The following is a 23,192-nucleotide window of genomic DNA, read 5'->3' as shown; positions in this document are numbered from 1 at the left end:
TTGCCGTGCGGGCGCACAACCATCGGGCACGGATATCACACCGCATTTGCGGAATCATCCAATTGGTAGGTCCGCAGATGCGGAACTATCCTCCCTTTCATGGCGACTCTGCGGATACGTGACGCCGCCGAGCTGCTCGGCGTCAGTGATGACACGGTGCGGCGCTGGATCGATTCCGGCGCACTCGCCGCGACCAAGGACTCCTCCGGGCGTCTGGTGATCGAAGGCAAAGAGCTTGCCGCGCTGGCCGTCGAGCAGGCGCGCACCCCGCGTACCAGCGTCGGTAGTGCGAGCTCGGCACGGAATCGATTTCCCGGGCTGGTGACCCGCGTGGTCACCGACACGGTGATGGCACAGGTGGAGATGCAATGCGGACCGTTTCAAGTGGTGTCGTTGATGAGCAGCGAGGCGGTCCGGGAGCTCGGACTGGAGCCGGGCAGCGTGGCGATGGCCAGCGTCAAGGCGACCACCGTGGTGATCGAGACGGCCGCAGGGTGAGGCGGGTCGCCGCGGCGTCGGTCGCGGGCGCGCTCACGGTCGCGGTGCTCGCCGGGTGCGGTAGCGGCGACACGAAGGACTCCGCCGGTAGCGATACCGGCACCATCACGGTCTTCGCCGCGGCCTCGCTGAAGCAGGTGTTCACCGGTCTCGGTAAGGAATTCGAGGCGGCGCATCCCGGTGCGAAGGTGGAATTCTCGTTCGCGGGCTCCTCGGACCTCGCCGCGCAGATCACCCAGGGCGCGCCGGCCGACCTCTTCGCGGCGGCGGATCCGGTGACCATGGCCAAGGCGGTCGAGGGCGGGCGGATCACCGAGCAGACGGAGAACTTCGCCACCAACGTGCTCACCATCGTCACCGCCCCCGGCAACCCGAAACACATCGGCGGGCTGCGCGACCTGACCCAGCCCGGCCTGCAGCTGGTGGTCTGCGCGCCGCAGGTGCCGTGCGGGCGAGCGACCAAGAAGGTCACCGACAGCGCAGGCGTCGCGCTGACGCCGGTGAGCGAGGAGTCGGCAGTGACCGACGTGCTGACCAAGGTCACCTCCGGCCAGGCCGACGCGGGCGTGGTCTACGTGACGGACGCGGCCTCGGCGGGTGCCAAGGTCGCCAGCGTCGCCATGCCCGAGGCATCGGCCGCGGTGAACACCTATCCCATTGCGGTATTGAAGGATGCCAAGCACGACAAGCTGGCACACGAATTCGAGAGCCTGGTCACCGGGCCGCAGGGGCGGGCGGCGCTGGCCGCGGCCGGATTCGGCGCACCGTGAGCGGGGTCGTGAGCTGGTGAACACCGGGCTGCCGAGGTGGCTGCTGTTGCCTGCGGCGGTCGGGTTCGCGCTGGTCGTCGTGCCGTTGGCGGCGCTGGGCGGCAGCGTCGAGTGGTCGCGGTTCCTCGAGTCGATCAGCACGCCCGCGTCGCAGGACGCGCTGTGGCTCAGCCTGCGCACCGCGACCGCGAGCACCGTGCTGTGCGTTCTGCTCGGCGTGCCGATGGCGGCGGTGCTGGCCAGGGCGCGCTGGCGTGGGCTGCCGGTGTTGCGCGCACTTGTTTTGCTGCCGTTGGTATTACCGCCGGTGGTCGGCGGCATCGCGCTGCTCTACACCTTCGGCAGGCGCGGACTGCTCGGAAAGGAGCTGGAGGCGGCCGGAATTCACCTCGCCTTCAGCACCACCGCCGTCGTCCTCGCGCAAACCTTTGTGGCGCTGCCGTTTCTGGTGCTCACGCTGGAGGGCGCCATGCGCACGGCGGGCAGCCGCTACGAACAGATCGCCGCCACCCTCGGTGCCCGCCCCACCACCGTCTGGGTCCGTGTCACTCTCCCGCTGCTGCGCCCCGCCCTGATCTCCGGGGCCGTCCTCTCCTTCGCCCGCGCACTGGGTGAATTCGGCGCGACCCTCACCTTCGCGGGTAGCCTCCAGGGCCGCACCCGCACGCTTCCCCTAGAGATATACCTGGAGCGCGAAGCGGATGCCGATGCGGCAGTTGCCTTGTCGCTGCTGCTGGTCGTCGTCGCGATGTTGATCGTGCTGGTCGCCTACCGCCGCACGGGTCCTGTGCCGGGTACCGCACTCCAGAGCGGCCGCTCCACGATCCGCGGTTGGCTGCGCGGTGATGTCGGTGCCGCGTCAGCAAGCGGTGAGCGATGACCGCTCCCGTCGCGCGTCGCGAAATCATCGGTGGCGAAACGGGTCTCGCCACCGCGCCGGGTGACCGCGCCCCGGCCGATGCCGATTACCGAGCTGCCGCGCGGTCGCATGGAGCGGATCCGCGCGCTCCGCGTCGTGCGATCTTCGTCATCGATGTGAAACCCGATGCGGCTACGGCGGCACCAGCGTCGTGTATGTCGCATATTGCGCTCGATGATGTGCACAGGATCCCTACATGTGAAAAGGCTATTGGTGATGGCACATGGTCGCTTCGACAACCGTTGCGGGTCCGTGAGTTTCGGGCGGCGCGGTCCCGCCGTGCGCTCTCGCCTCCGGCTGCGGTAGGGCCTGGGCTATCCAGCAGCACTCGTACCAATGGTGGTGTCGGCCATCTCGATCGACCTGCTGCGCCGCGTATCCGCGTCGACGGGGCAAGCACGATGGGGGTGCGATCTGCCGGAGGCCGTGCGCAGCACAGGGATCGGGCACGACTCGATGTGGGCGCGGCGATGACGCGACCAGTGCGGAGGCAGGGATGACGCGGCCCATGCGGCGCGCTGTGGCGGCGCGATCAGATCGAGTCGATGACGGCGGTCTGGAAGTGGTTGCGCGGCTGGCGGATCGGGACCTGGACGTGGAAATCGAGGTCGCGGCGGGTGAGGTGCTCGCCGTGCTCGGGCCCAATGGGGCGGGTAAGTCGACGCTGCTCGAGATCGTGTCCGGGCTGGTGGTGCCGGATGCCGGGCGGGTGCGGCTCGGTGCGCGCACGCTGACCGATACGGCGAAATCAGTGGTGGTGCCGCCGCATCGGCGCGGGATATCGCTGCTCGCGCAGGATTCGCTGCTGTTCCCGCATTTGACCGTCGCGCAGAACGTGGCCTTCGGACCGCGCAGCCGTGGCGCTCGCGCCGCGGCCGCGCGGACCATCGCGCGCGACTGGCTCGCCGCCGTCGACGCCACGGAGTTCGCCGAACGCAAACCGGGTCAGCTATCCGGCGGGCAAGCACAGCGCGTCGCATTGGCGCGCGCACTGGCCGTCGACCCGCACCTACTGCTCCTCGACGAGCCGATGGCCGCTCTCGATGTCGCGGTGGCACCGGCCATGCGCGCCCTGCTCCGCCGCGTCCTGCGCGACCACTCCCCCACCGACACCCGTACCCGCAGCGCCATCCTGGTCACCCACGACATCATCGACGCGCTCACCCTGGCCGACCGGCTGGTGGTGATCGAGTCCGGCCGAGTCGTCGAGTCCGGCCCCGTCGCCACCGTCCTCGCCCGTCCCCGCAGTTCCTTCGCCGCCCGCATCGCCGGAGTCAACCTCATAGTCGGTACCGCGGTCGCCGCGAAACACGCCGGCTCCTCGCCGGACTGGTCGTCGGCGCACCGCGACCGATTCGACGCCTCGGCTGCGGGCGCATTGTTCGAGCAACTGGACATCGCCGACCAGCCGCCGACAGGGGGTGCGGCCGCATCCGGCGCGAGGTCGGTGGCTCGACTATCAGGCGCGACGGGAGGCCGCGCGGTCGACGCCGGGGCTGCCGGGCAGGAGATGGCCGGCGGCGCTCAGGTGGTCGGGGCGGTGCTGGCGGATGGGGTCGAGGTGGTCGGTCGGGCCGATGGTGGGTGGGCTTCGGGCGGGCGGGCTGCGGCGGTGTTCTCGCCTGCCGCGGTGGCGGTGCATCGGGAGGTGCCGGAGGGTAGTCCGCGCAATGGGTTTCGGGTGCTGGTGGCGGAGTTGGTGGATCGGGGCGGGATCGTGCGGGTGCGGGGGGCGGAGCGGGCGGACGGGTCGGCGGGGCTGGCGGCGGATCTGACGCCCGCCGCGGTCGCCGAGCTGGGTTTGCTGCCGGGGATGTGGGTCTATTTCGCGGTCAAGGCGACCGAGGTGCAGGTGTATCGGTTGTGAGCTGACATCCTGGTGGGTGGGAATGGATACGCGCACTACGCCGGGAGGTTGTTTTATGCCGCTGGATCTGAACAGTGACCTCGGTGAGGGGTTCGGCCCATGGACCATGGGTGATGACGCGGCGATGCTCGATATCGTCACCAGCGCCAACATCGCCTGCGGTTTCCACGCGGGTGACCCCTCGATCATGCGCCGCATGTGCGCGCTCGCGGTCGAGAAGGGCGTGCGGATCGGCGCGCACGTGGGTCATCGCGATCTGGCCGGCTTCGGCCGCCGCACCATCGCCATCGATCCGGCCGAGCTGCGCGACGAGACCCTGTACCAGATCGGCAGCCTGTCCGCGTTCGCGCAGGCCGCGGGTGATCGCGTGCGCTACGTGAAACCGCATGGCGCGCTCTACCATTCGGCCTCGCGCGACCGGCCGCTCGCGGATGCGGTGCTTGCCGCGGTCGTCGACTTCGATCCGGAGCTCGCGCTGCTCGGCCCGGCCGGTTCCCAGCTGGAGCGCGCCGCCGAGGACGCCAAGATCCGTTTCGTCGGTGAGGGTTTCGCGGACCGCGCCTACACCCCGAGCGGCACCCTCGCCCCGCGCGGTGTGCCCGGTGCGGTACTGCATACGAATGAGGCCGTCGCCCAGGCGGTGTCGATCGCGATGTCCGGCACGGCCCGCACCGTCGACGGCTCCGGTGAGGTCACCGTCGCCGCCGCGAGCCTCTGTGTACACGGCGACACCCCCGCCGCCGTCGAGATGGCCCGCCTGATTCGGTCCAGACTGGACGAGGTCGGCGTTCCGGTCGAGCCGTTCGCCTGATCGGGACGTGATGCCGATCGGTCCCACGATCGTTGACACGGCGGCGCCGTGTGGCTTCGGCGCAGGTGTAGCCGTGCCCGCGCCCGGCGCTTTCGCCTACCTCGCCGACCGTCTGACGACGAACTCCGTTGTGTCCGCGGTGTGCTGCCGGGGATGCCGCGATGCTCGGCGTACCTTTCGCGGCGGACTCGGCTACTTCGGCGGTGTGACGGCGACCGAGATCGCTCAGCCCATCCGCGCAACGGTCGGTGCCGGGGCGGCGGCACGGTGACCGATATCGATCGGCTCATCCGTGCCGCGGGTGACCGGGCATTGCTTGTCATGCCGACCGAGCATCGCCTGGTAGCGGAACTGGTTGCGGCGCTGCGTAAGCGGCCGGTGCCCGGTGTGCTGGATGTGTTGCCCGCCGCGGAAACGGTTCTGGTCACGCTGCTTTCGGCGCGGGACGCCGAAAGGGTCCGCCGTGACCTGACGACGCTGCTTCAAGCGCTTATCGAGCAGCCGACTGTTTCCCGTGGAACACCGTGGGACGCCGACCCTTCCGAGGACCCGGTGATCATTCCGGTGCGCTACGACGGTGCCGACCTTGCCGACGTGGCGCGGCTACTGGATATGACGCCAGCGGAAGTCGTCGCCGCGCATACCGGTACGACGTGGCGCTGCGCCTTCGTCGGCTTCGCCCCCGGCTTCGGCTATCTCGAATCACCGGACGGCAGGTTGACCGTGCCGCGCCGAGATCAGGCACGCACTGCGATTCCGGCGGGTGCGGTGGCTTTGGCGGGCGGTTTCGCCGCGGTCTACCCGCGCAGCACGCCGGGTGGTTGGCAACTGATCGGCACCACCGATCTGACCTTATGGGACGTCGACCGCGATCCGCCCGCCCTGATCCGGGCCGGTGCCGCAGTACGGTTCGTCCAAGTGGGTTAGCCGGCGCAGGGGCTTAGCCGGCGCAAGGGCAGTGGATTCCGCCGCGCTGCCTAACCGGTCGGCGAATCCAGTTGAGCGTGTATCAGATACACGTTGTAGGTGTCCCAGGCCGAGATCGTGAAATACAGGTCTTTGCTGGTCGACCACGGGTGGATGAAGCCGCCGTAGGATTTCGGATAGTCCGAGGTGTCGACGAGTGGGATGCCGTCGGTCCACGCGCCCTGCGGTGAGGCGGAGGTGCGCAGGACGATCGCGCCGCGCGCGGAGTCCAGATAGACCATCTGCCACCGGTCCGCGGCGGCGTCGTAGCGCACCGACAGTTCGCTCGCGGTGCCGAGAACCAATGGGGTCGCGAGGTTTTCGGCGGCGGGCGCCCAGGTACCGCCGACCCAGTACTGGTAGGCGGATTTGTTCAGCACCTCGTCCTTGGGCACCCGCGCCAGGCCGATGACGCCGACGCGGCCGTTGGGCGTGCCGAACATGTAGACGTAGTCGCCCTGCGGCACCATCGCAGCCACCTGGAACCGGCCGAGGCCGAACATGTTGTCCCACTTGGCATGCTGGTCTTTGACCCAGGTGCGGCCATTGTCATCGGAGTAGGCGAGGCCGCCGTAGTTGGTCGACCACATGCCGGGAATCCGGCTCCAGTGGTTCACCGACATGAAGCTCAGGTACTGCCTGCTGCCGATGGCGAAGCCGGAGGTCGGGATGGTGGTGGTCTCCCAGTTCTTGATCTTGCGGCTGGCCAGCAATTCGGCCGCGTGGCACCGCTTGTCCTGCACCATGCTGTCGATGGTGAGCCCGTCGGACAGGTCGCGGTCGGCGCTGTAGCCGAGCACGTTGCTGCGCCAGTCGGGTCCGCCGACGCCGCCGCTCTCCCAGCCTTCGCCGAAGGTATCGCCGAAGACCACCGCGACCTCACCCGGCTTGGTCTCCCACATCAGCCCGAGGTCGGTGCCGTCCACCTGCCAGCGCATATCGGTGCGGTTCTGCGAGCCGTGCCCCGTCACCTGCCCGACCAGGCGCACCTCGTCGACGCGCGGCGCGTCGACCGCGGCGGTGAGCGGTCCCGGCTCGGCCGGGTGCACCACCTGCGGCGGTGCGGGTTGCGCCGGATCGCCCTCGCCGCCGGGCACCGGGATCGGAATGGGTTCGATCTCCGGCTTGAATTCGATGCGCGGCACCCTGATCGGCGCACCGGATCCCGAGCCCGAACCGGAGCCCGACCCCGATCCGGAAGCCGAGCCCGAGGCCGACCCGGTATTCGGCGTGGGTGCCGGTGCGGGTTCGACGGCCGGTTCCTGCGGCTTCGGTGTGTCCCGGACATCCGGGCACGGATTCTGACACGGATCCTGCGGCAGTGGCTCGGCGTCGATCCTGGTGTTGTTCTGCGGCGGATCGGGTACCGGCACCGGCGTGAGCTCCGGAACCGGCACCGGGATATCGATTTGTGGCGGCACCTGAATCACCGGTGGTGGCGGCAGGCTCGGATCCGGCGCCCGGTTCAGTGGATCGAATCCCGTTTCGCCGCAGCTGTTCACCGGCGGCGGCGCCCATGGATGCTGGGTGGCGTGGGCGATCGGGGCGGGCAGGCCGAACAGGCCGGTGAGCAGCACACCGAACAGCGCCGGTGCACAACGGCTTCCGCGACCGATTCGGGGATTCACCGCGTGGGCAACCTGTTTCGCCCCGCAGCGGCCTGCCCGGACCCGTCGGTGCGGTCGACTACCTCACCGGGGTTCTGCGGCAGAAATCCCATGAGTTGTTGACTCCCTGTCGAATCGGCTCGCTGGAAGATCAACTTACCGGACCGGACTGCGCGAACGCGGGACGACAATGCGTGAAAAATCCGAATGATCCGGAACCGAGACCTAGCGGCTCGCGTCCAATCAGATATGACCGATATCGAGTACGCCTTCGGCACCGGTGACGGCATCGTCCACGGGTGGGTCTCCCAGGCCGAGCTCGAGCTGGCGCGGTCGGGCGCCGCCGACGCGATCCAGCTGGACTTCGACGGTGACGGCCTGCTCGACGACGCGATGTGGGACAGCGACGGTGACGGCATCGCCGATGTGGCCGCCCTTGATCTGGACGACGACGGCGTGCTCGACCACTTCTACACCGACCCCACCGGCCTCGGCACCTGGGCGCATCAGGTCACCGGCGCCGCCGCCGACGCCGTCAGCGAACCGCTGGCCTGGATCGTGCGTACCGGGCCCTGATCACCGCTCAGCCGGCCCGCGCCTGCTGTTCAGCGCGATGGCCGCCATTCCCGCGCAATAGATTCCGGCCCCCGCGAGCACCACCGCCAGCGACTGCCCGGTATCGGGGATGACCATCGCGGTGAGCGCGATCGCCAGTACGAAGGCGATATTGAAGACCGTGTCCTGCAACGCGAACACCTGTCCGCGCCGCGAATCGTCGATATCGATCTGCATCGTCGCGTCACCGGTCAGCTTGATCGTCTGCCCCGCGAGCCCGAACAGGAAGGCGCCGACCAGCAACAGGTAGTACGCCTGCTGGGTGGCCGCACCCGGCGCGGATACGGCGATCGGCGTCACCAGCGTCAACTGCACGACGGTCGCGATGACCAACCCGGTGACCACCGTCCGCGGCCGCCCCCACCGCGGAATCAGCAGCGGCGCGACCACGGCGGCCACCAGCATGCCGGTCACCGTCGCGGCGATCGCGATGCCGAAACCCTCGAATCCGCCCTTGAAGAACGGCAGATGGACCGGCGCGCTGCGCAATACCAGCACCATGATCAGCGTGTTCATCCCGAACACGATCCGATGTGTGCCGATGCCGAGCATCGCCGTCGTCACGTGCACCGACGCCCACACCGCCGCGGCACCGTGGCGCAACCCGGTGGCGATGGCGCGCACCGCGCTCTCGGTGACCGCCGCACCTGGATCGGGCCCCAACACACCGGCGCGGAAGTGGGCGGCGAGCAGCGCGCCGACCACCGATCCCACGCCGCTGCACGCCACCGCGACGGCCGAGGCGGTATTGCCGTCGCCGAGCGAGCGGATGACCGCCACCGCGATCGCCGCGCCGACCCCGGCACACCCCGAGGCCACCGTGGCGAGTACCGAATTCATCGGCACCAGCCACTGCTGGGCCAGCACCCGTGGCAGCGCCGCGGAGACACCGGCAAGCACGAACCGGCTGATCCCGACTACGGCGAGGGCGAGCAACAGCAGCGGCGTGTTGTCGATCCCGGCCAGCAACCCCACGCTGACCACACCGATCAGCACCGCCCGCAGCACATTGGCCACCAGCAGCACCGCCCGCCGGTCCCAGCGATCGAGCAGCGCACCGGCATACGGGCCGATGATCGAGTACGGCAGCAGCAGCACCGCGAAGCCGCCAGCGATGGCAAGCGGATCGGTCTGGCGCTCCGGGTTGAACAGGATGGCGCCGGCCAGCGCGGCCTGGAACATGCCGTCGCCGAACTGCCCGGCGAAGCGGACGATGGCGAGGCGAAGGACGCCAGGACTTTCGCGCAGCGCGGTACGCAGGGAAACCGGCCGCTCGTCCGCGGGGGTGAAGCTATCGGGGCGACCAGTAGGCACGCCGCGAGGTTACTGGTTTTGGCCGCGGCGTGTCTGTGTTGGCTGGGGCCCGGCGCGGAGCCCCTGCGTGGTGACGCTGCGCTACCGCCTCCGGGGCTTGACCGCGCCGGGCCGTCCGGCTCAGGAGACCCGGTCCACCAGCGTGCTGACGGTTTCGCGCATATCGCGAGCCATCGGCAGCGAGTCGAGCGCGGCGGCGTCGATCCAGGCGTGTGCGTCGTGCTCGCCCGGCGCCAGCTCGACCTCGCCCGGCTCCACCTCGACGATGTAGCTGTACTTGCGCACCCTGGACTTGGTCCGGGTGGCGTAGTCGAAGCCGCCGAGGTAGTCGACGATCGAGCGCACCCGCAGCCCGGTCTCCTCCAGTAGTTCGCGCGCCACGCATTCGGCGAACGTCTCCCCGGATTCCACACCGCCACCTGGCAGTTCGTACATGCCGCCGTGATAGTCGTCCGGGACCCGGCGCACCACCAGGAGTTTGCGGTCGCGGAACACCGCGACGCCGACGACGAAGTGCGAGATGCCGTCGCGTCGTGCCTCGGTGCGGAGTTGGCGCTCGATGCGCGCGAGATCCTCCGGTCGCATCCGCTCGTCACCTCCGGTTCCGTTGTGGCAGTTCCTGTTACGAAATCGGCGCCGGTGCGTGGTGCCGGCCGGTGGCGCTACCCGGCTGTGCCGCCGCCCATTCGACGAACCGGTCGGTACTGCTCGCCTGCCGTTCACCCGCCGGTCGCTCGCGTAAAATGCCGAGTGCAGGACAATTTACTAGGAATGTGGAGTACCGCGACGCAAGTACTCCTACCCTGAAAGGCGATCGGTGCTCGGGCCCGAGAGGAGGACCATGATGTCCACACTCACGACACCACACATCGATGTCCATCGTGGCGGCGACCGCATGAAAACGCGCGTCTCCTGGCTCGATTCGAAGCATTCTTTCTCGTTCGGCGAGCACTACGATCCCGACAACACCCACCACGGCTTGCTCCTTGTGAACAACGAGGACATCGTGTCCCCTGGTCAAGGCTTCGACACCCATCCGCACCGGGATATGGAGATCGTCACCTGGGTGCTCGGCGGTTCGCTGGTGCACCAGGATTCACTCGGCCACAACGGCGTCATCTATCCGGGCCTCGCCCAGCGGATGAGCGCGGGCACCGGCATCCTGCACTCGGAGAAGAACGACTCGTGGCGGCTCGACGACACCGCCGCGCACGAGGATCCGGTGCATTTCGTGCAGATGTGGGTGGTGCCCGACGAGCCGGGCCTGACCCCCGGCTACCAGCAGTTGGAGATCGACGACGAACTGGCGGGCGGCGGCCTGGTGACGGTGGCCTCCGGCCTGCCGCGCTACCGCGACCGCACCGCGATCGCCATCAACAGCAGCCATTCGGCGCTGCACGCGGCGCGGATGATCATCTCCGAGCCCGGCGCCGAGGCGGTGGTCGATCTGCCCGACGCGCCGTATCTGCACCTGTTCGTCGCACGCGGCGAGGTCGAGATGGAGGGTGTCGGCCCGCTGTACGAGGGCGATGCCGTGCGGCTGACCAGGTCCGGTGGGCAGCGGGTGATCGCGCGGCAGCCCGCGGAGATATTGGTGTGGGAGATGCACGCTCGATTGGGCGGGCAATAGCCGGCACGGTATTAACATCGCTGTGCAGGGCGCGCGATCAGTAGGCGACCCCGCGAACGCACAACCCGGAGCAACCTTTCCGGACCACGTCAGCGGCACCGACGGAGAGGAACATCCATGTCGCAGTACCCGCCCCCGGGCCAGTATCCGCCGCCGGGGCAGTACCCGCCGCCGGGACAGCAACCCGGCTACTGGCAGGAGTCGCCCAAGGGCAAGGGCATGGCGATCACCGCGCTGGTGTTCGGCATTCTCGGCATCATCACCTGCGTCGGCGGCTTCCTGTTCGGGCCGCTCGCCATCATCCTCGGGCTGATCGCGATGCGGAAGGCGCGCGCAGGCACCGCGGGCGGATCGGGGATGGCGCTGACCGGTGTGATCCTCGGTATGGTCGCCGTGGTCGTCGCGGTGCTCTCGGCCATCTTCATCTGGCGGATCTACATCGATACGGGCGCCAAGGATCTCGTCGACTGTGTCAACAAGGCGGGCAACGACCAGGCCAAGATCGACCAGTGCGAACGGGATTTCAGCGACAAGCTGGAGACCAAGTACAGCATCACCCTGACGCCGCAACCGACCCGATAGATGACGCTGCCGGGCGGAGCCCGTCCACAGACCCGCGCATGGCCGGAGCGAATGCGGAGGTACGCCTAGGCGCAGGCCTTCGTCGCGGTGACCACTTCGGCGAGTTCGGGCCGGAAGTCGGCCTGCGGCGGGGCAATCCAGAGCCGGTAGCCGCCGCGCTCGTCGGTCGGCGATGGCAGCACGATCCGGCTACCGGGCAGCGCCACCGAGGCGCATACCCGGAACAGATCGGCGAACAGGGTCATATCCATATAGGAGTTGTCGGTCGGACCGGTCAGGAAGGTCCACCGGTCCGAGCGCGGATGCGCGATGATCGGTCCGCCCGATAGTCGTTCGCGCACACGGGCGCCGAGCGGTGCGGGCATCACCACCGCGCCGACCGCTCCGATCTCCAGCATGATCCGGCCGAGCGCGGGATCGACGACGCCGTACAGTCCGTGGTCCTTGCGGTAGCTCCGGCAGCGGGCGATCGCATCCTGGACGGTGGCGTAGCCCTGAGCCGCGGCATAGGCGCCTGACGCGGTGTCGCTTTTCGATTCCATGCGGGACGTACTCATGACGAACCTCGCCTAGGTGCCGGGATCACATGTTGTGGTAGATCGACCGCCGAAAACGACCCTAGTCCTGGGCAACTGGGTTGACAATAGTCACGCGCCGGTATGTTATCCGGCGTACCATCGCATTTCATGGCACCCGTGTCGCCTACCGTTGCCCGCTGGGAACTGGTGCTGCGTTTGCGGGAATTACGCGAACAACGCGGATTCGATTCTGCCACCTTCGCCAAACGCGTCGGATTCACCCCGGCCAACTGGTCCCATGTGGAAAAGGGAAGACGCGTTCTCACCACCAACACCATCGGGCCCGTTCTCGAACTGCTCGAGGTGGACGCGGAGGAACGCACGGAACTGCTCACCCTGCTCGAGGCCAGCAAACTCCGCGGCTGGTGGGCGAAATCGTCGGCATTGATCGGGCCGGAACTGCAGCGGCTCTACGGTATGGAACTCGGCGCGCACAGTATTCGCAGCTACGACAGTCTCGTGGTGCCTGGACTATTGCAGACCGAGGACTATGCCCGCGCGTTGATCAGTGCCGATGTGATGATCCGCCCGGTGCAGGTCGACCAGCTGGTCGCCATCCGGATGCGACGTCAAGAGCGGTTGCGTGGGCCGGATCCGGTCGAGATCACCGCGGTGATCGGCGAGGCGGCGCTGCTGCAGCAGACCGGCGGGCCCAAGGTGCTGCGCGGGCAATTGGAGCATCTGGCGACCATGATCGAGGAACTCGATCATGTCGAGGTGCGGGTCATCCCGTTCCGCGCGCAAGCGGGCGCGACGCTCGGCGGTTCGAGTTTCCATCTCATCGATATCGAGGGCGAGCAATTACCGACCTTCGCGTGGGCGGAGAGCGCGGTGTTCGGCGGCGCCGTCGAAGATCCCGAACAAGTACGCGATCTGAGCTTCGCTTATGTGCGCGCGCTCGAGCAATCTTTGTCGCGGGAAGAATCATTGACCCTGATACTGAGAAACGCTCGCGTGTAAAATGCTGCGCATGGCCACCACCGCTAGCCGGCCGGAATCTACCGGCTGGTTCACGTCGTCTCGATCAAACAATGGCAACCAGTGTGTCGAGGTCCGGTTCGATGGTGACGCGGTGCACGTCCGTGACAGCAAGTACCGCCGCAACCCGGTGAACCGCACCGCCGACGAGCCCATCATCACCGTCACCGTCAGCGAATGGACCGACTTCCTCATCCTCTTGCGCAGCGGGCGCTCCCAGCCCGTCTCCGCGGGGGCGCACACGCTGTTCGCGCACACCGACAGCAGTGGCGATACGACTCTGCGCCACGGCTACCTCACCCTGACCTACACCCCCGAGGAATGGACCGCGTTCCTCGACGGCGTGCACGACGGCGAGTTCGACCGGATCAGCCTGCCCGCCTGAGGTTCTCGTAGCGCAGCGACACCCGGGCCGTACCCTCCGGTCGGTGAGCGTGCCGCCACCACAACGCTGGTGACAGCACGCGATCCGTCATGCGTTGCAGGGCTACCCGAACTCACCAGCTCCTATATCGCGAACTTCCTGATCGCGCCCAGACCGTGACCCGCCCGCACACGCACCACCGCCGGTGCGCCGGATCGGCATACTGGAGATCGTGACTTCCGAGCTGACCAGTCCCTCCGGTATCGACCTGTCCTACCTCGACGAGCGCGTACGGGTGCAGGACGACCTGTTCGCGCATGTCAACGGCACCTGGCTGGACGAATACGAGATACCGGCCGACCGCGCGGTCGACGGCGCCTTCCGCACGCTGTACGACCAGGCGGAGCTGGATGTGCAGACGATCATCCAGCAAGCCTCCGGCGAGCCGGGCAGCGACGCGCGCAAGATCGGTGACCTGTACGCCAGCTTCATGGACACCGGCACGGTCACCGCGGCGGGGCTCGCGCCGATCGCCGGCGAACTCGCGGCGATCTCCAGCGTCACCGATCTCGGCGCGTTCGCCGAGCTGCTCGGCAGGTTACAGCGGACCGGGATCAGCGGTGCGCTCGGTTTCTACGTCGACACCGACGCCAAGGACTCCACCCGCTACCTGGTGCACGCCTCGCAATCCGGTATCGGGCTGCCGGACGAGTCGTACTACCGGCAGGACGAGTACGCCGAGATCCGCACCAAGTACATCGCGTACCTGGACCGCCTGTTCGCGCTGGCCGCCGCCGATTCGTCGATCGCGTCGCTGCTCCCCGCGGATCTCGCGACGGCCGGTCAGCGGATCTTCGAGCTGGAACGGAAGCTGGCCGCCGGGCACTGGGATGTGGTGCGCCGTCGCGATGCCGAATTGAGCTACAACCTCACCACGTTCGACGCGCTGGTCGCCGAGAATCCGGAATTCGACTGGGCCGCTTGGACATCGGCGCTGGCCGAGGGTTTGGACCGGTCGGGGCCCGAGCTCTTCGCCGAGGTCGTGGTGCGTCAGCCCAGCTATGTGCGCACTTTCGCGCAGGCGTGGGCGAGCGAGCCGCTGGCCGACTGGCAGGCCTGGGCGGCCTCGCGGGTGCTGCGGGCCAGGGCGCCGTATCTCACCGACGACCTGGTCGAGGCGAACTTCGACTTCTACGGCCGCACGCTCACCGGCGCGCAGGAGAACCGGGAGCGCTGGAAGCGCGGCGTCGGCCTGGTGCAGGAACTGCTCGGTGAGGTCGTCGGCAAACTGTATGTGGCCGAACACTTTCCACCCGAGGCCAAGGCGCGGATGGTCGAGCTGGTCGCCAATCTGCAGGAGGCCTACCGGCGCAATATCGCCCAGCTGGACTGGATGGGCAAGGACACCCGCGCGGCCGCGCTGGCCAAGCTGGAGAAGTTCACCCCGAAGATCGGCTACCCGGACAAGTGGCGCGACTACTCGGCCGTGTCGATCGATCCCGCCGACCTGGTCGGCAACTACCGCAACGGCCATGCCGCGGAACACGATCGGGATCTGAACAAGCTGGGCGGCCCGGTCGACCGCGCCGAATGGTTCATGACGCCGCAGACCGTCAACGCCTACTACAACCCCGGCATGAACGAGATCGTCTTCCCCGCCGCGATCCTGCAGCCGCCGTTCTTCGACATGCACGCCGACGACGCCGCCAACTACGGCGGTATCGGCGCGGTGATCGGCCACGAGATCGGCCACGGTTTCGACGATCAGGGCGCCAAGTACGACGGCGACGGCAATATGGTCGACTGGTGGACCGATGACGACCGTGCCGAATTCGGCAAGCGGACAAAGGCTTTGATCGAGCAGTACAACGTGCTCTCGCCCAAGGACCTCGACGACGAGCACACCGTCAACGGCGAATTCACCATCGGCGAGAACATCGGCGACCTCGGCGGCCTCTCCATCGCACTCGAGGCCTACAAGATCTCTCTCGACGGTGCCGAAGCCCCGGAGATCGACGGTCTCACCGGCTTGCAGCGGGTCTTCTACGGCTGGGCCCAGGTCTGGCGCACCAAGGCCCGCCCCGAAGAAGCCATCCGCCGCCTGGCTGTAGACCCCCACTCCCCGCCGGAGTTCCGCTGCAACACGGTGGTCCGGAACCTCGACGGCTTCCACGAAGCCTTCGCCGTCGAGCCGGGCGACGCCCTCTACCTGGACCCCGCCGAGCGCGTAAAGATCTGGTAGGGACCTACCGGTGCCCGGAGCGAACGGAAACGTCGCTCCGGGCAAGGTTTTTCACCGTGGCGGCCGATCAGCGCAGGCGGGATTCGGTGGTGGCGTCGAAGAAGAAGACCTCGTCGAGCTTGGGGCGCAGCCGGAGCTGATCGCCGAGCGCCACTCGGAAGTGGCGGTCCACCCGGGCAACCACCTTGCCGGAGCGGCTGTTCCACTCCTCGGCCACGCCGTGGCTGTACATGAAGGATTCGGCGCCCAGTTCTTCGACCAGCTCAGCGGCGACCGTGAGACCCTCGTCGGTGGCGACCTCCCAGGATTCCGGGCGGATGCCGACGATGATGCGATCGCTGGTTTTCACGGTGCGCGGCAGCGGGATTCGCAGATCGTCGAGAATCGCTTCGCCGTCGCGGACCGGGGCCTCGAGCAGGTTCATGCCCGGTGAGCCGATGAAACCGGCCACGAAGGTGTTGACCGGGTTGTCGTAGAGCTCGCGCGGCGCGGCGATCTGCTGGAGCTTGCCGTCGAGCAGCACCGCGACGCGGTCGCCCATGGTCATCGCCTCGACCTGATCGTGGGTGACGTAGACGGTGGTGGTGCCGAGACGTTTTTGCAGACCGGCGATTTGGGACCTGGTGCTCACCCGCAGCTTGGCGTCCAGGTTGGACAGCGGCTCGTCCATGCAGAACACCTGCGGGCGGCGCACGATGGCGCGCCCCATGGCGACGCGCTGGCGCTGGCCGCCGGACAGCTTTGCCGGTTTACGGTCGAGCAGCGGCTCCAGCTCCAGCATCTTGGCGGCCTCACGCACCCGAACCAGGGTGTCTGCCTTGTTCATTCCCGCGTTGCGCAGCGCGAAGCCCATATTCTCCGCGACCGTCATATTCGGGTAGAGCGCGTAGCTCTGGAACACCATCGCCACATCGCGGGCGCGCGGCGGCAGGCCGGTGACGTCCTTGCCGCCGATCAGGATGCGCCCCTCCTCCACCGATTCCAGACCGGCGAGCATGCGCAGGCTGGTCGACTTGCCGCAGCCCGAGGGGCCGACGAGCACGATGAACTCGCCGTCGGCGATATCGAGTTCCAGCTTGTCGACGGCGGGGGTCGGCGCACCGGGGTACAGATGCGTGACACCCTCGAACTGCACAGTCGCCATGCGGATCCGGTCTCCTTTTTCGAATCGTTGGGGCCGCTCCCGCGCACCAGGGGCACGCGGGAACGGCAAGGTACTACTTCGGCAGCTTGGGCGTGATCTGCCGGTCGATGATGGCCTGCAGCTGGCTGGCCACATTGGCGAAAGCCGTTGCCGGATCGGTGTTCTGCAGCCCGATCTGCTCCAGCCCGGTGCCGATGATCTGGTCGCCGCCCGGTACGAACACCCGCGCGTAGTCCTGCGACTTGGTCAGCGGCAGCTGATCGATGGCGACCTTCGCGTTCGGGTTCTTCGCCAGGAAGTCCTGCTCGCTCGGATCGCTCACCGCCGACTTGCGCACCGGCATGTACCCGGTCTGCTGCGAGAAGTACGCGGTGTTGGCGCCGTTGGTGATGAACTCGATGAACTTGAGCGCGTTCACCTTCCGCTCATCGGAGATGCGCGCCGGAATGGCCAGGCCCGCACCGCCGGTGGTGACGCCGGGCCCGTTCGGGTGCGGCAGGAACGCGGTGCCGAATTCCAGCTTGCCCTCGGCGTTCTTCTTGATGCCCTTGAGGTCGCCGGTGGAGGCGATGGTCGAGGCGATCACGCCGGCACCGAAATCGGTGGCGATCTGCGGCTTGATGCCCGCGTACTTCTTGGTGTGGATCATGTCGCGCAGGAACTGGCCCGCCGCGATGGTGCCGGGATCGGTGAACTTCAGCTTCCACTGATCGGAGTACGCGCCGCCGAAGGTCCAGTTCGGGCCCTGGAAGGTCCAGGCAAGGTAGTTCTTCGCGTCGCCCCAGCCGTGCGCGAGCTTGCCGTCGCCGACGACGCTCTGGATCTTCGGGCCCCACTCGTCGAATTCCTGCCAGCTGTTCGGACCGCGGTCGGGCAGACCAGCTTTCGCCCACACGTCCTTGTTGTAGTAGAACAGCGGCGTCGAGCGGGAGTACGGCAGCGCGTAGTGCTTGCCGTTGAACAGGTAGTCGGCGGCCAGCGAGTCGACGTAGTCGTCGAGCTTCACGCCCGCGTCGGCGAAGTGCCCGTCCAGCGGTTCGATGGAGCCGTTGAGGGCATAGTTGAACCACCAGACATCCGACAGCACAACGACATCGGGCAGTTCACCGCCGGAGAGCGCCGCGTTGAACTTCTGCGACACCTCCTCGTAGTTCTTGCCCGCGTCGATCAGGTTGACCTTCAGGTCCGGGTACTTCGCCACGAACCGGTTGATCAGTTCGGTTTCCTGATCCTTGGACGTGCCGGGGTGGTTGGACCAGAAGTTGATGGTCTTGGCGTCGCCGCCCTGCTTGGAGCTGCTTCCGGTGCCCGCGCACGCGGTGAGCGCGACACCCGCCGCGGCCGCGCCTGCCAGACCGAGGAACCCGCGCCGCGACAGTGCGAGTGCCTTCGACTCCGCTGGCGCTCCGCTGCGGCCCGGCGCGAAGCGACCTCCGGCCGCTGCTGGAAATTGTGATGGGGACACGAATTACTCCTGTTGTTATCCCTTGACCGCACCGGAGGTGAGGCCTTTGATCATGTGACGTTGCAGCAGCAGGAACACGATGAGGATCGGCAGCATCGTCAGCAGCGTGCCCGCCATCACCGGCCCCCAGTTGGTGACGCTGGGGTTCTCGGTGTTCTGCAGCAGGGTGAGGCCGACCGGCAGCGTGGCGACCTTCGTATCGTCGGCCATCAGGAACGGCCAGAGGTATTCGTTCCACTCGTTGACCAGCGTGACCACCGCGAACGCGACCATTGTCGGCCCGGACATCGGCAGCACCACCCTGGTGAGCAGCCGCCACCAGTTCGCGCCGTCCATCCGCGCCGCCTCGATCACCTCCGAGGGCAGCGAGAGGAAGTGGTTGCGCATCAGGAAGGTGCCGAAGGCGACGCCGCACAGCGGAACGATGATGCCCTGGAAGGTGTTTCGCCAGCCGAGCTGGGCGATCAGCGCGTAGTTGGAGATCACCGTGATCTGGTTGGGCACCATCAGCGCCGCGATGATCACCAGGAAGACCACCGTCTTGCCGGGGAAGCGCAGGAACACCAGCCCGTACGCGCTGAGCACGCCGAGCACGAACTTCACCGCCGAGATGATCCCGGTGATGATCAGCGAATTGCGCAGGAAGGTGAAGAACGGCAGCTTGGTCGTGGCCTCGGAGTAGTTCTCCGGATGCCAGCTGTGCGGCCAGTACACCGCGGGCTGCACGTAGATGTCGGGGCGCGCCTTGAACGAGGTGATGAACATCCAGAACAGCGGCACGCCGACGATGGCGAGCACGCACAGCATCGCGGCGTAGCCGAGCACGGTCACCGCCAGTTTGCGCCGCCGGTAGGAAAGCGTTTCTACGCCTATGTGTTTCACTGCTCGCCCCGATCCATGATGCGAACCTGCACGAGCGTGACGACCAGCAGCACCAGGAACATGATGGTGGCGACGGTCGCGCCGTACCCGGCGCGGAAGTTACGGAATGACTCTTCGTAGACCTGGTAGACCATGGTCGTCGTGCCGGTGCCGAGCGGCCCGCCCCTGGTCATCACGTTGATGATGTCGAAGACCTGCAGCGAGTTCAGCAGCACGGTGATCGACAGGAAGAACGTGGTCGGACGCAGCTGCGGCAGCAGCACTTTGCGGAAGGTGGTCCAGCGGCTCGCGCCGTCGATCTCGGCGGCCTCCATCAGCTCGGCCCGAACCCCTTGCAGCGCGGCCAGATAGATGACGAAGCTGTAGCCGAGGTTCTTCCAGATGTAGGTGACCGTCACCATGAACAGCGCCCAGTGCGGGTTCTGGTAGAAGTCGGGCACGTTGTCGACGCCGAGGCGGTGCAGCACGTCCTGGACCAGGCCGAAGCTCGGATCGAAGATGAACTGGAAGGCCACGCCGATGGCGGCGCCGGAGATGACGAACGGCGCGAAGATCGCCGAGCGGACCACGTTGCGGCCGAACAGCTTACGGTCGAGCAGCATGGCGAGCGCGAGGCCGAGCACCATGCTGCCGACCACCGCGGCCACGGTGAAGATCACGGTGTTGGAGACGACGTCCCAGGAGTCGGCGCGCCCCCACCACTCCTTGTAGTTGTCCAGGCCGATGAAGGTGGCCACCGGATCGGAGATGTTCCAGTCGAAGAACGACAGGCGGATGTTGTCGATCAGCGGCCGGTAGACGAACAGCGTCAGCAGCGCCAGGTTCGGCACGACGAGCACGAGGAACAGCGCGTAGTCCTGCCACGGCCGATTGCGCAAGCCGCGCCCTTGGGGTTGGGGCAGCACTCGTTCCGGCCTGGTTCGCACCGCCGAGACTTTACGGACGGGAGCAAACGATTGGTTAACGTCGGCTTCCGACACGCTGAACTCTTCTGGCACGCGCTAAGTAGAGCAGAGCCAAGCGTCCCGTTCGGCGATTTCGGTCAACGAACTGGACGCTTGGCGCTACCGCCGAGCGATCAAAAAGAACTAAAGCGTCGATCGCATTCAGCTATGGAACGCGACAACTGATTTCGTGAGCACATGGGTAACTCGTCGGGCACGCCCAGAGCTGAACCACGGCACCATCCGCCGGCCGCCAACGCTGACCGGTGTTGCACCCGGTCTGGCCTGAATACGCGGAGAGGCGGACTAGTTCCAGTCGCCGAAGCCGTCGGAGGTGCTGAGGGTGCCGCCCTTGGTGTTCTCCACGACGACCGGGTCGCCCTTCTTCGCGTTCTCGAAGAACCACTTGGCGTTCTCCGTGCTCACGTTGAGGCAGCCGTGGCTGGCGTTCGAAACGCCCTGCTGTGCAACCGACCACGGGGCCGCGTGTACGAAGATGCCGCTGTTGGAGATGCGGGTCGCGTACTCGACCTCGACCTTGTAGCCCTCGGGATCGGTGACCGGGACGCCATAGGTCGAGGAGTCCATGGTCATCTTGCGCAGCTGCTCGCCCACGTAATAGGTGCCGTTGGGCGTCTCGTGCTTGGTCTTGCCCATCGAGGTCGGCATGGTCTTCACCACCTCGCCGTTGCGGGTGATGGTGATTTCGTGGGTGCTGTCGTCGGCGGTGGTGACGAACGCGTCGCCGATGCGGAAGGCGGTCTTGGTATCGCCTGCCTCCACCTTGACGTCGGTGTTGTCCGGCCAGTAGTCGTTCGGCCGCCAGCGGACCTGCTTGTCACCGCGCCAGTAGAAGTGGCCGGGGGCCGCCTTGGACGAGGTCACCTTGATGAACTTCTCGGCGGCGGCCTGATCGGTCACCGGCTCCTTGAAGTTGATGATGATCGGCTGCGCCACCCCGACCGTCTCGCCGTCGGCGATATTGATCGAGGGGGGTGCGAAGTTCGGCTTCTGCGGGCCGGGGTTGGTTGCCCCGTTCGACGAACCCGTGCCGAGCGCGCCGGGCAAGCCCGGCTCGGCCTGAGCGGGCGCGACGAGCAGCGCGCCCGCTGCCGCGACTGCCGCCGACAACAGAACGCCTTGCCGAATGCGGCGCGATAGCCGCCTTTCCGTGGTGGAACTCGACTGCGATCTGTTGCTCATAGCGGCATGCATAGGTATTCGTCCATTTCCATCTCTCGCCCACGCGCGCGCGGACGAGCGAGATTCATAATCCTTTGTGACGCCCGACCCTTCGCTCATTCCTACCGTCCGGAAGCGGGCCGAGGCCAGCCGCATTCGCCACTGATTCGACCCGACCGTTCGGTGTGTGCCACGCCACATAACGCATTGGCGGCCTTCGGTTTTCGTGAAAGTTGCCGGTCACGTCGGCGTGTCCGATGATGTGCCGTGCGGTGCGGGCGGTTGCCGATTCCGCTGTGGCCAAACGGCATAGTGATGTAAATCACTCCGCGGTGCTCACGCCACTTCGAAGGTGATCGCCCTGCGCGGCCCGGTAGCGATGTTGTGCGGCACCGAAAGCGGCGCGCGTCCGCGCGCGAAACGCGGTGTCAGCCGAAGCTGGACCAGGCTCAGTATGGTCGCGAGTGCGATGCGCAGTTCGTAGTCCGCCAGCCCGGCCCCGACGCAGCGCCGGTGCCCGCCGCCGAACGGCGCGTACTCGAACGGCGTATACCGGCGGTCGGCGAATCGGTCCGGCTGGAAGCGCTGCGGGTGTGTCCAGGTCTGCGGCGCGGAGTGCAGCAGCGGCACCGCCAGGCCGATGGTGTCGCCCGCCGCCAGCTCGATGCCGCGAAAGGTGAACGGCTCGGTCAACCTGCGCACCACGATCGGCACCGTGGGGTGCAGGCGCAGCGTCTCCTGGCAGACCGCGTCCAGATAGGGCAGCCGCGCCAGCTCGGCGGCGGTGGCGGTGGACCCGGCGGTGCGCAGTTCCGCCCGCAGCGCGGCAAGCGACTCCGGTTCGCGGTGCAGATGGAACAGCGCCCAGACGAGGCTCGTCGCGGTGGTCTCGTGCCCGGCGACGAGCAGTGTGCGCAGCTGATCGCACAGATCGGATTCCGGCATCGTGCCGCCGTCCTCGTACCGGGCGGTCAGCAGCAGGCCGAGAATATCGCCGGTCCTCGGCTCGGAATGCGTTGTGCGCCTGGCGATATCGGCGAGGATGAGGGCGTCCAGCCGGTCGCGCGCCCGCACGAAGCGATCCCACGGCAGCCGGTCGAACAGCCCGCGCCGCAGCGTCGGCACCAGCATCAACGGCCCGGTGTACGCGTCGAGGAATTCGGCGACCACTGCGGTGTACTCGGCGCGGCGCTCGCGGCTGTCCACCCCGAACACCGCCTCGAGGATCACCCGCAGCGTGATCGCCCGCGCCGCGGCCCGCGCATCGATCCTGGTGCCCGGCGTCCAGGCCGATCCGTTACTGCCACCGGACATTTCGTGCACGGTCGATTCGCGAATCAGCTGGGCGTACTCCCGGATTCGCGCACCGTGGAATGCGGGTGCGAGCAGGGCCCGATCGCGCCGGTGCCGCTGGCCCGAGGTCAGGATCAGCGACGCGTCGCCGACCAGCGGTTCGACCGGATTGGGCCGCGGCGGTTCGAGCGATTCGACCGGCGCGCGGAACATCTCGCGCGCCCCCTCCGGCGTTCCGGTGAACAATCCCGACCCGAATCCGGGAAACCGCACGACGAACGGATCACCCTCGCGCGCCCGCCGCCACCGGAAGTATCGCTCGAAATCGACACCCGCCGCCAGCGCGTGCAGTGGGACGAGCCTTGGCTGCCGCAGCACCGAGTGCGCATCCTCGCCCCGCCCCTGTGTCCGCACGCCCATATAGATACCTACGACGTTGCCGATACCACGGTTCGACTCGCCGCACCGCTCCCGGCACTCCACACCCTTATCGATACTGCACACCCCCTGTATTGGATGTGCAGTTCAGGCAAAGGGTGTG

Annotated in this window: 21 protein-coding genes and 1 pseudogene; 12 read left to right on the top strand and 10 right to left on the bottom strand. The window is 67.4% G+C overall.

Annotated elements, in window-relative coordinates; all coding sequences use genetic code 11:
- Nucleotides 1-99: 99 nt before the first annotated feature.
- The 6 genes and pseudogenes from ACIG5A_RS23865 (at nucleotide 100) to ACIG5A_RS23840 (ending at nucleotide 5,792) form a co-directional block, all read left to right on the top strand.
- A complete protein-coding gene (locus ACIG5A_RS23865; protein WP_397243493.1) occupies nucleotides 100-498 on the top strand; it encodes a molybdopterin-binding protein in 399 nt (132 codons plus the stop codon).
- The gene (gene modA / locus ACIG5A_RS23860) at nucleotides 495-1,268 is read left to right on the top strand and encodes a molybdate ABC transporter substrate-binding protein (RefSeq protein WP_397243491.1); all 774 of its coding nucleotides are present in this window, start codon (nucleotides 495-497) and stop codon (nucleotides 1,266-1,268) included. The genes ACIG5A_RS23865 and modA overlap by 4 nt, the downstream gene beginning before the upstream one ends.
- Before the next feature lie 16 nt (nucleotides 1,269-1,284).
- A pseudogene (locus ACIG5A_RS23855) lies at nucleotides 1,285-2,031 on the top strand (ABC transporter permease); the annotation flags it as partial.
- Between the two features lie 652 nt (nucleotides 2,032-2,683).
- Nucleotides 2,684-4,054 carry a sulfate/molybdate ABC transporter ATP-binding protein gene (locus ACIG5A_RS23850; RefSeq protein ID WP_397243489.1) on the top strand — a complete coding sequence of 457 codons (1,371 nt, stop codon included), beginning with the start codon at nucleotides 2,684-2,686 and terminating at the stop codon, nucleotides 4,052-4,054.
- Nucleotides 4,055-4,109: 55 nt separating this feature from the next.
- The gene (locus ACIG5A_RS23845; RefSeq protein WP_397243487.1) at nucleotides 4,110-4,865 is read left to right on the top strand and encodes a LamB/YcsF family protein; all 756 of its coding nucleotides are present in this window, start codon (nucleotides 4,110-4,112) and stop codon (nucleotides 4,863-4,865) included.
- Between the two features lie 321 nt (nucleotides 4,866-5,186).
- Nucleotides 5,187-5,792 (top strand): allophanate hydrolase subunit 1, encoded by a 606-nt coding sequence (locus tag ACIG5A_RS23840; protein WP_397243988.1) that lies wholly within the window; start codon nucleotides 5,187-5,189, stop codon nucleotides 5,790-5,792.
- Nucleotides 5,793-5,842: 50 nt separating this feature from the next.
- Here the strand turns inward: ACIG5A_RS23840 and ACIG5A_RS23835 are convergent, their stop codons facing one another.
- The gene (locus ACIG5A_RS23835) at nucleotides 5,843-7,459 is read right to left on the bottom strand and encodes a DUF4185 domain-containing protein (protein WP_397243485.1); all 1,617 of its coding nucleotides are present in this window, start codon (nucleotides 7,457-7,459) and stop codon (nucleotides 5,843-5,845) included.
- 228 nt (nucleotides 7,460-7,687) lie between these two features.
- Between ACIG5A_RS23835 and ACIG5A_RS23830 the strand changes: the two genes are divergently transcribed.
- Entirely contained in the window at nucleotides 7,688-8,014 is a 327-nt protein-coding gene (locus tag ACIG5A_RS23830) for a hypothetical protein (RefSeq protein ID WP_397243483.1), read from the top strand.
- Here ACIG5A_RS23830 and ACIG5A_RS23825 read toward each other — a convergent pair whose 3' ends face one another.
- Nucleotides 8,015-9,367, bottom strand: coding sequence for an MFS transporter (locus ACIG5A_RS23825; protein WP_397243481.1), 1,353 nt, complete (start codon nucleotides 9,365-9,367; stop codon nucleotides 8,015-8,017).
- Nucleotides 9,368-9,487: 120 nt separating this feature from the next.
- Nucleotides 9,488-9,952, bottom strand: a complete 465-nt coding sequence (locus tag ACIG5A_RS23820) for an NUDIX domain-containing protein (RefSeq protein WP_397243479.1) — start codon at nucleotides 9,950-9,952, stop codon at nucleotides 9,488-9,490.
- A gap of 259 nt (nucleotides 9,953-10,211) precedes the next feature.
- Here ACIG5A_RS23820 and ACIG5A_RS23815 point away from each other — a divergent pair, with 259 nt between their 5' ends.
- Nucleotides 10,212-10,997: a pirin family protein gene (locus ACIG5A_RS23815; RefSeq protein WP_397243986.1), complete on the top strand. Its 786-nt coding sequence runs from the start codon at nucleotides 10,212-10,214 to the stop codon at nucleotides 10,995-10,997.
- A gap of 117 nt (nucleotides 10,998-11,114) precedes the next feature.
- Nucleotides 11,115-11,579 (top strand): DUF4190 domain-containing protein, encoded by a 465-nt coding sequence (locus tag ACIG5A_RS23810; protein ID WP_397243477.1) that lies wholly within the window; start codon nucleotides 11,115-11,117, stop codon nucleotides 11,577-11,579.
- 65 nt (nucleotides 11,580-11,644) lie between these two features.
- Here ACIG5A_RS23810 and ACIG5A_RS23805 read toward each other — a convergent pair whose 3' ends face one another.
- Entirely contained in the window at nucleotides 11,645-12,136 is a 492-nt protein-coding gene (locus ACIG5A_RS23805; protein ID WP_397243475.1) for a hypothetical protein, read from the bottom strand.
- 129 nt (nucleotides 12,137-12,265) lie between these two features.
- On the opposite strand from ACIG5A_RS23805, the gene ACIG5A_RS23800 reads away from it, so the two are divergent.
- From ACIG5A_RS23800 to ACIG5A_RS23790, 3 genes are all read left to right on the top strand, one after another.
- The gene (locus tag ACIG5A_RS23800) at nucleotides 12,266-13,117 is read left to right on the top strand and encodes a Scr1 family TA system antitoxin-like transcriptional regulator (protein ID WP_397243473.1); all 852 of its coding nucleotides are present in this window, start codon (nucleotides 12,266-12,268) and stop codon (nucleotides 13,115-13,117) included.
- Nucleotides 13,118-13,127: 10 nt separating this feature from the next.
- Nucleotides 13,128-13,520 (top strand): DUF397 domain-containing protein, encoded by a 393-nt coding sequence (locus ACIG5A_RS23795; protein ID WP_397243471.1) that lies wholly within the window; start codon nucleotides 13,128-13,130, stop codon nucleotides 13,518-13,520.
- Between the two features lie 202 nt (nucleotides 13,521-13,722).
- On the top strand, nucleotides 13,723-15,741 hold the full coding sequence (locus ACIG5A_RS23790) for a M13 family metallopeptidase (protein ID WP_397243984.1): 2,019 nt from the start codon (nucleotides 13,723-13,725) through the stop codon (nucleotides 15,739-15,741).
- A gap of 67 nt (nucleotides 15,742-15,808) precedes the next feature.
- Here ACIG5A_RS23790 and ACIG5A_RS23785 read toward each other — a convergent pair whose 3' ends face one another.
- The 6 genes from ACIG5A_RS23785 to ACIG5A_RS23760 form a co-directional block, all read right to left on the bottom strand.
- On the bottom strand, nucleotides 15,809-16,885 hold the full coding sequence (locus ACIG5A_RS23785; protein WP_397243469.1) for an ABC transporter ATP-binding protein: 1,077 nt from the start codon (nucleotides 16,883-16,885) through the stop codon (nucleotides 15,809-15,811).
- A 73-nt stretch (nucleotides 16,886-16,958) separates the two neighbouring features.
- Nucleotides 16,959-18,263: an ABC transporter substrate-binding protein gene (locus tag ACIG5A_RS23780; RefSeq protein ID WP_397243982.1), complete on the bottom strand. Its 1,305-nt coding sequence runs from the start codon at nucleotides 18,261-18,263 to the stop codon at nucleotides 16,959-16,961.
- Nucleotides 18,264-18,365: 102 nt separating this feature from the next.
- Nucleotides 18,366-19,157 carry a carbohydrate ABC transporter permease gene (locus ACIG5A_RS23775; RefSeq protein ID WP_397243980.1) on the bottom strand — a complete coding sequence of 264 codons (792 nt, stop codon included), beginning with the start codon at nucleotides 19,155-19,157 and terminating at the stop codon, nucleotides 18,366-18,368.
- Nucleotides 19,158-19,228: 71 nt separating this feature from the next.
- Entirely contained in the window at nucleotides 19,229-20,158 is a 930-nt protein-coding gene (locus ACIG5A_RS23770) for a carbohydrate ABC transporter permease (RefSeq protein WP_397243467.1), read from the bottom strand.
- A gap of 324 nt (nucleotides 20,159-20,482) precedes the next feature.
- Nucleotides 20,483-21,379 (bottom strand): L,D-transpeptidase, encoded by an 897-nt coding sequence (locus tag ACIG5A_RS23765; protein WP_397243465.1) that lies wholly within the window; start codon nucleotides 21,377-21,379, stop codon nucleotides 20,483-20,485.
- A 315-nt stretch (nucleotides 21,380-21,694) separates the two neighbouring features.
- Nucleotides 21,695-23,071 (bottom strand): cytochrome P450, encoded by a 1,377-nt coding sequence (locus tag ACIG5A_RS23760; RefSeq protein ID WP_397243463.1) that lies wholly within the window; start codon nucleotides 23,069-23,071, stop codon nucleotides 21,695-21,697.
- Nucleotides 23,072-23,192: the final 121 nt, after the last annotated feature.

The sequence above is a fragment of the Nocardia sp. NPDC052566 genome (assembly GCF_044547285.1).
In the GTDB taxonomy this organism is placed as follows: Bacteria; Actinomycetota; Actinomycetes; order Mycobacteriales; family Mycobacteriaceae; genus Nocardia.
This window is presented reverse-complemented; position numbering and strand designations above follow the sequence as displayed.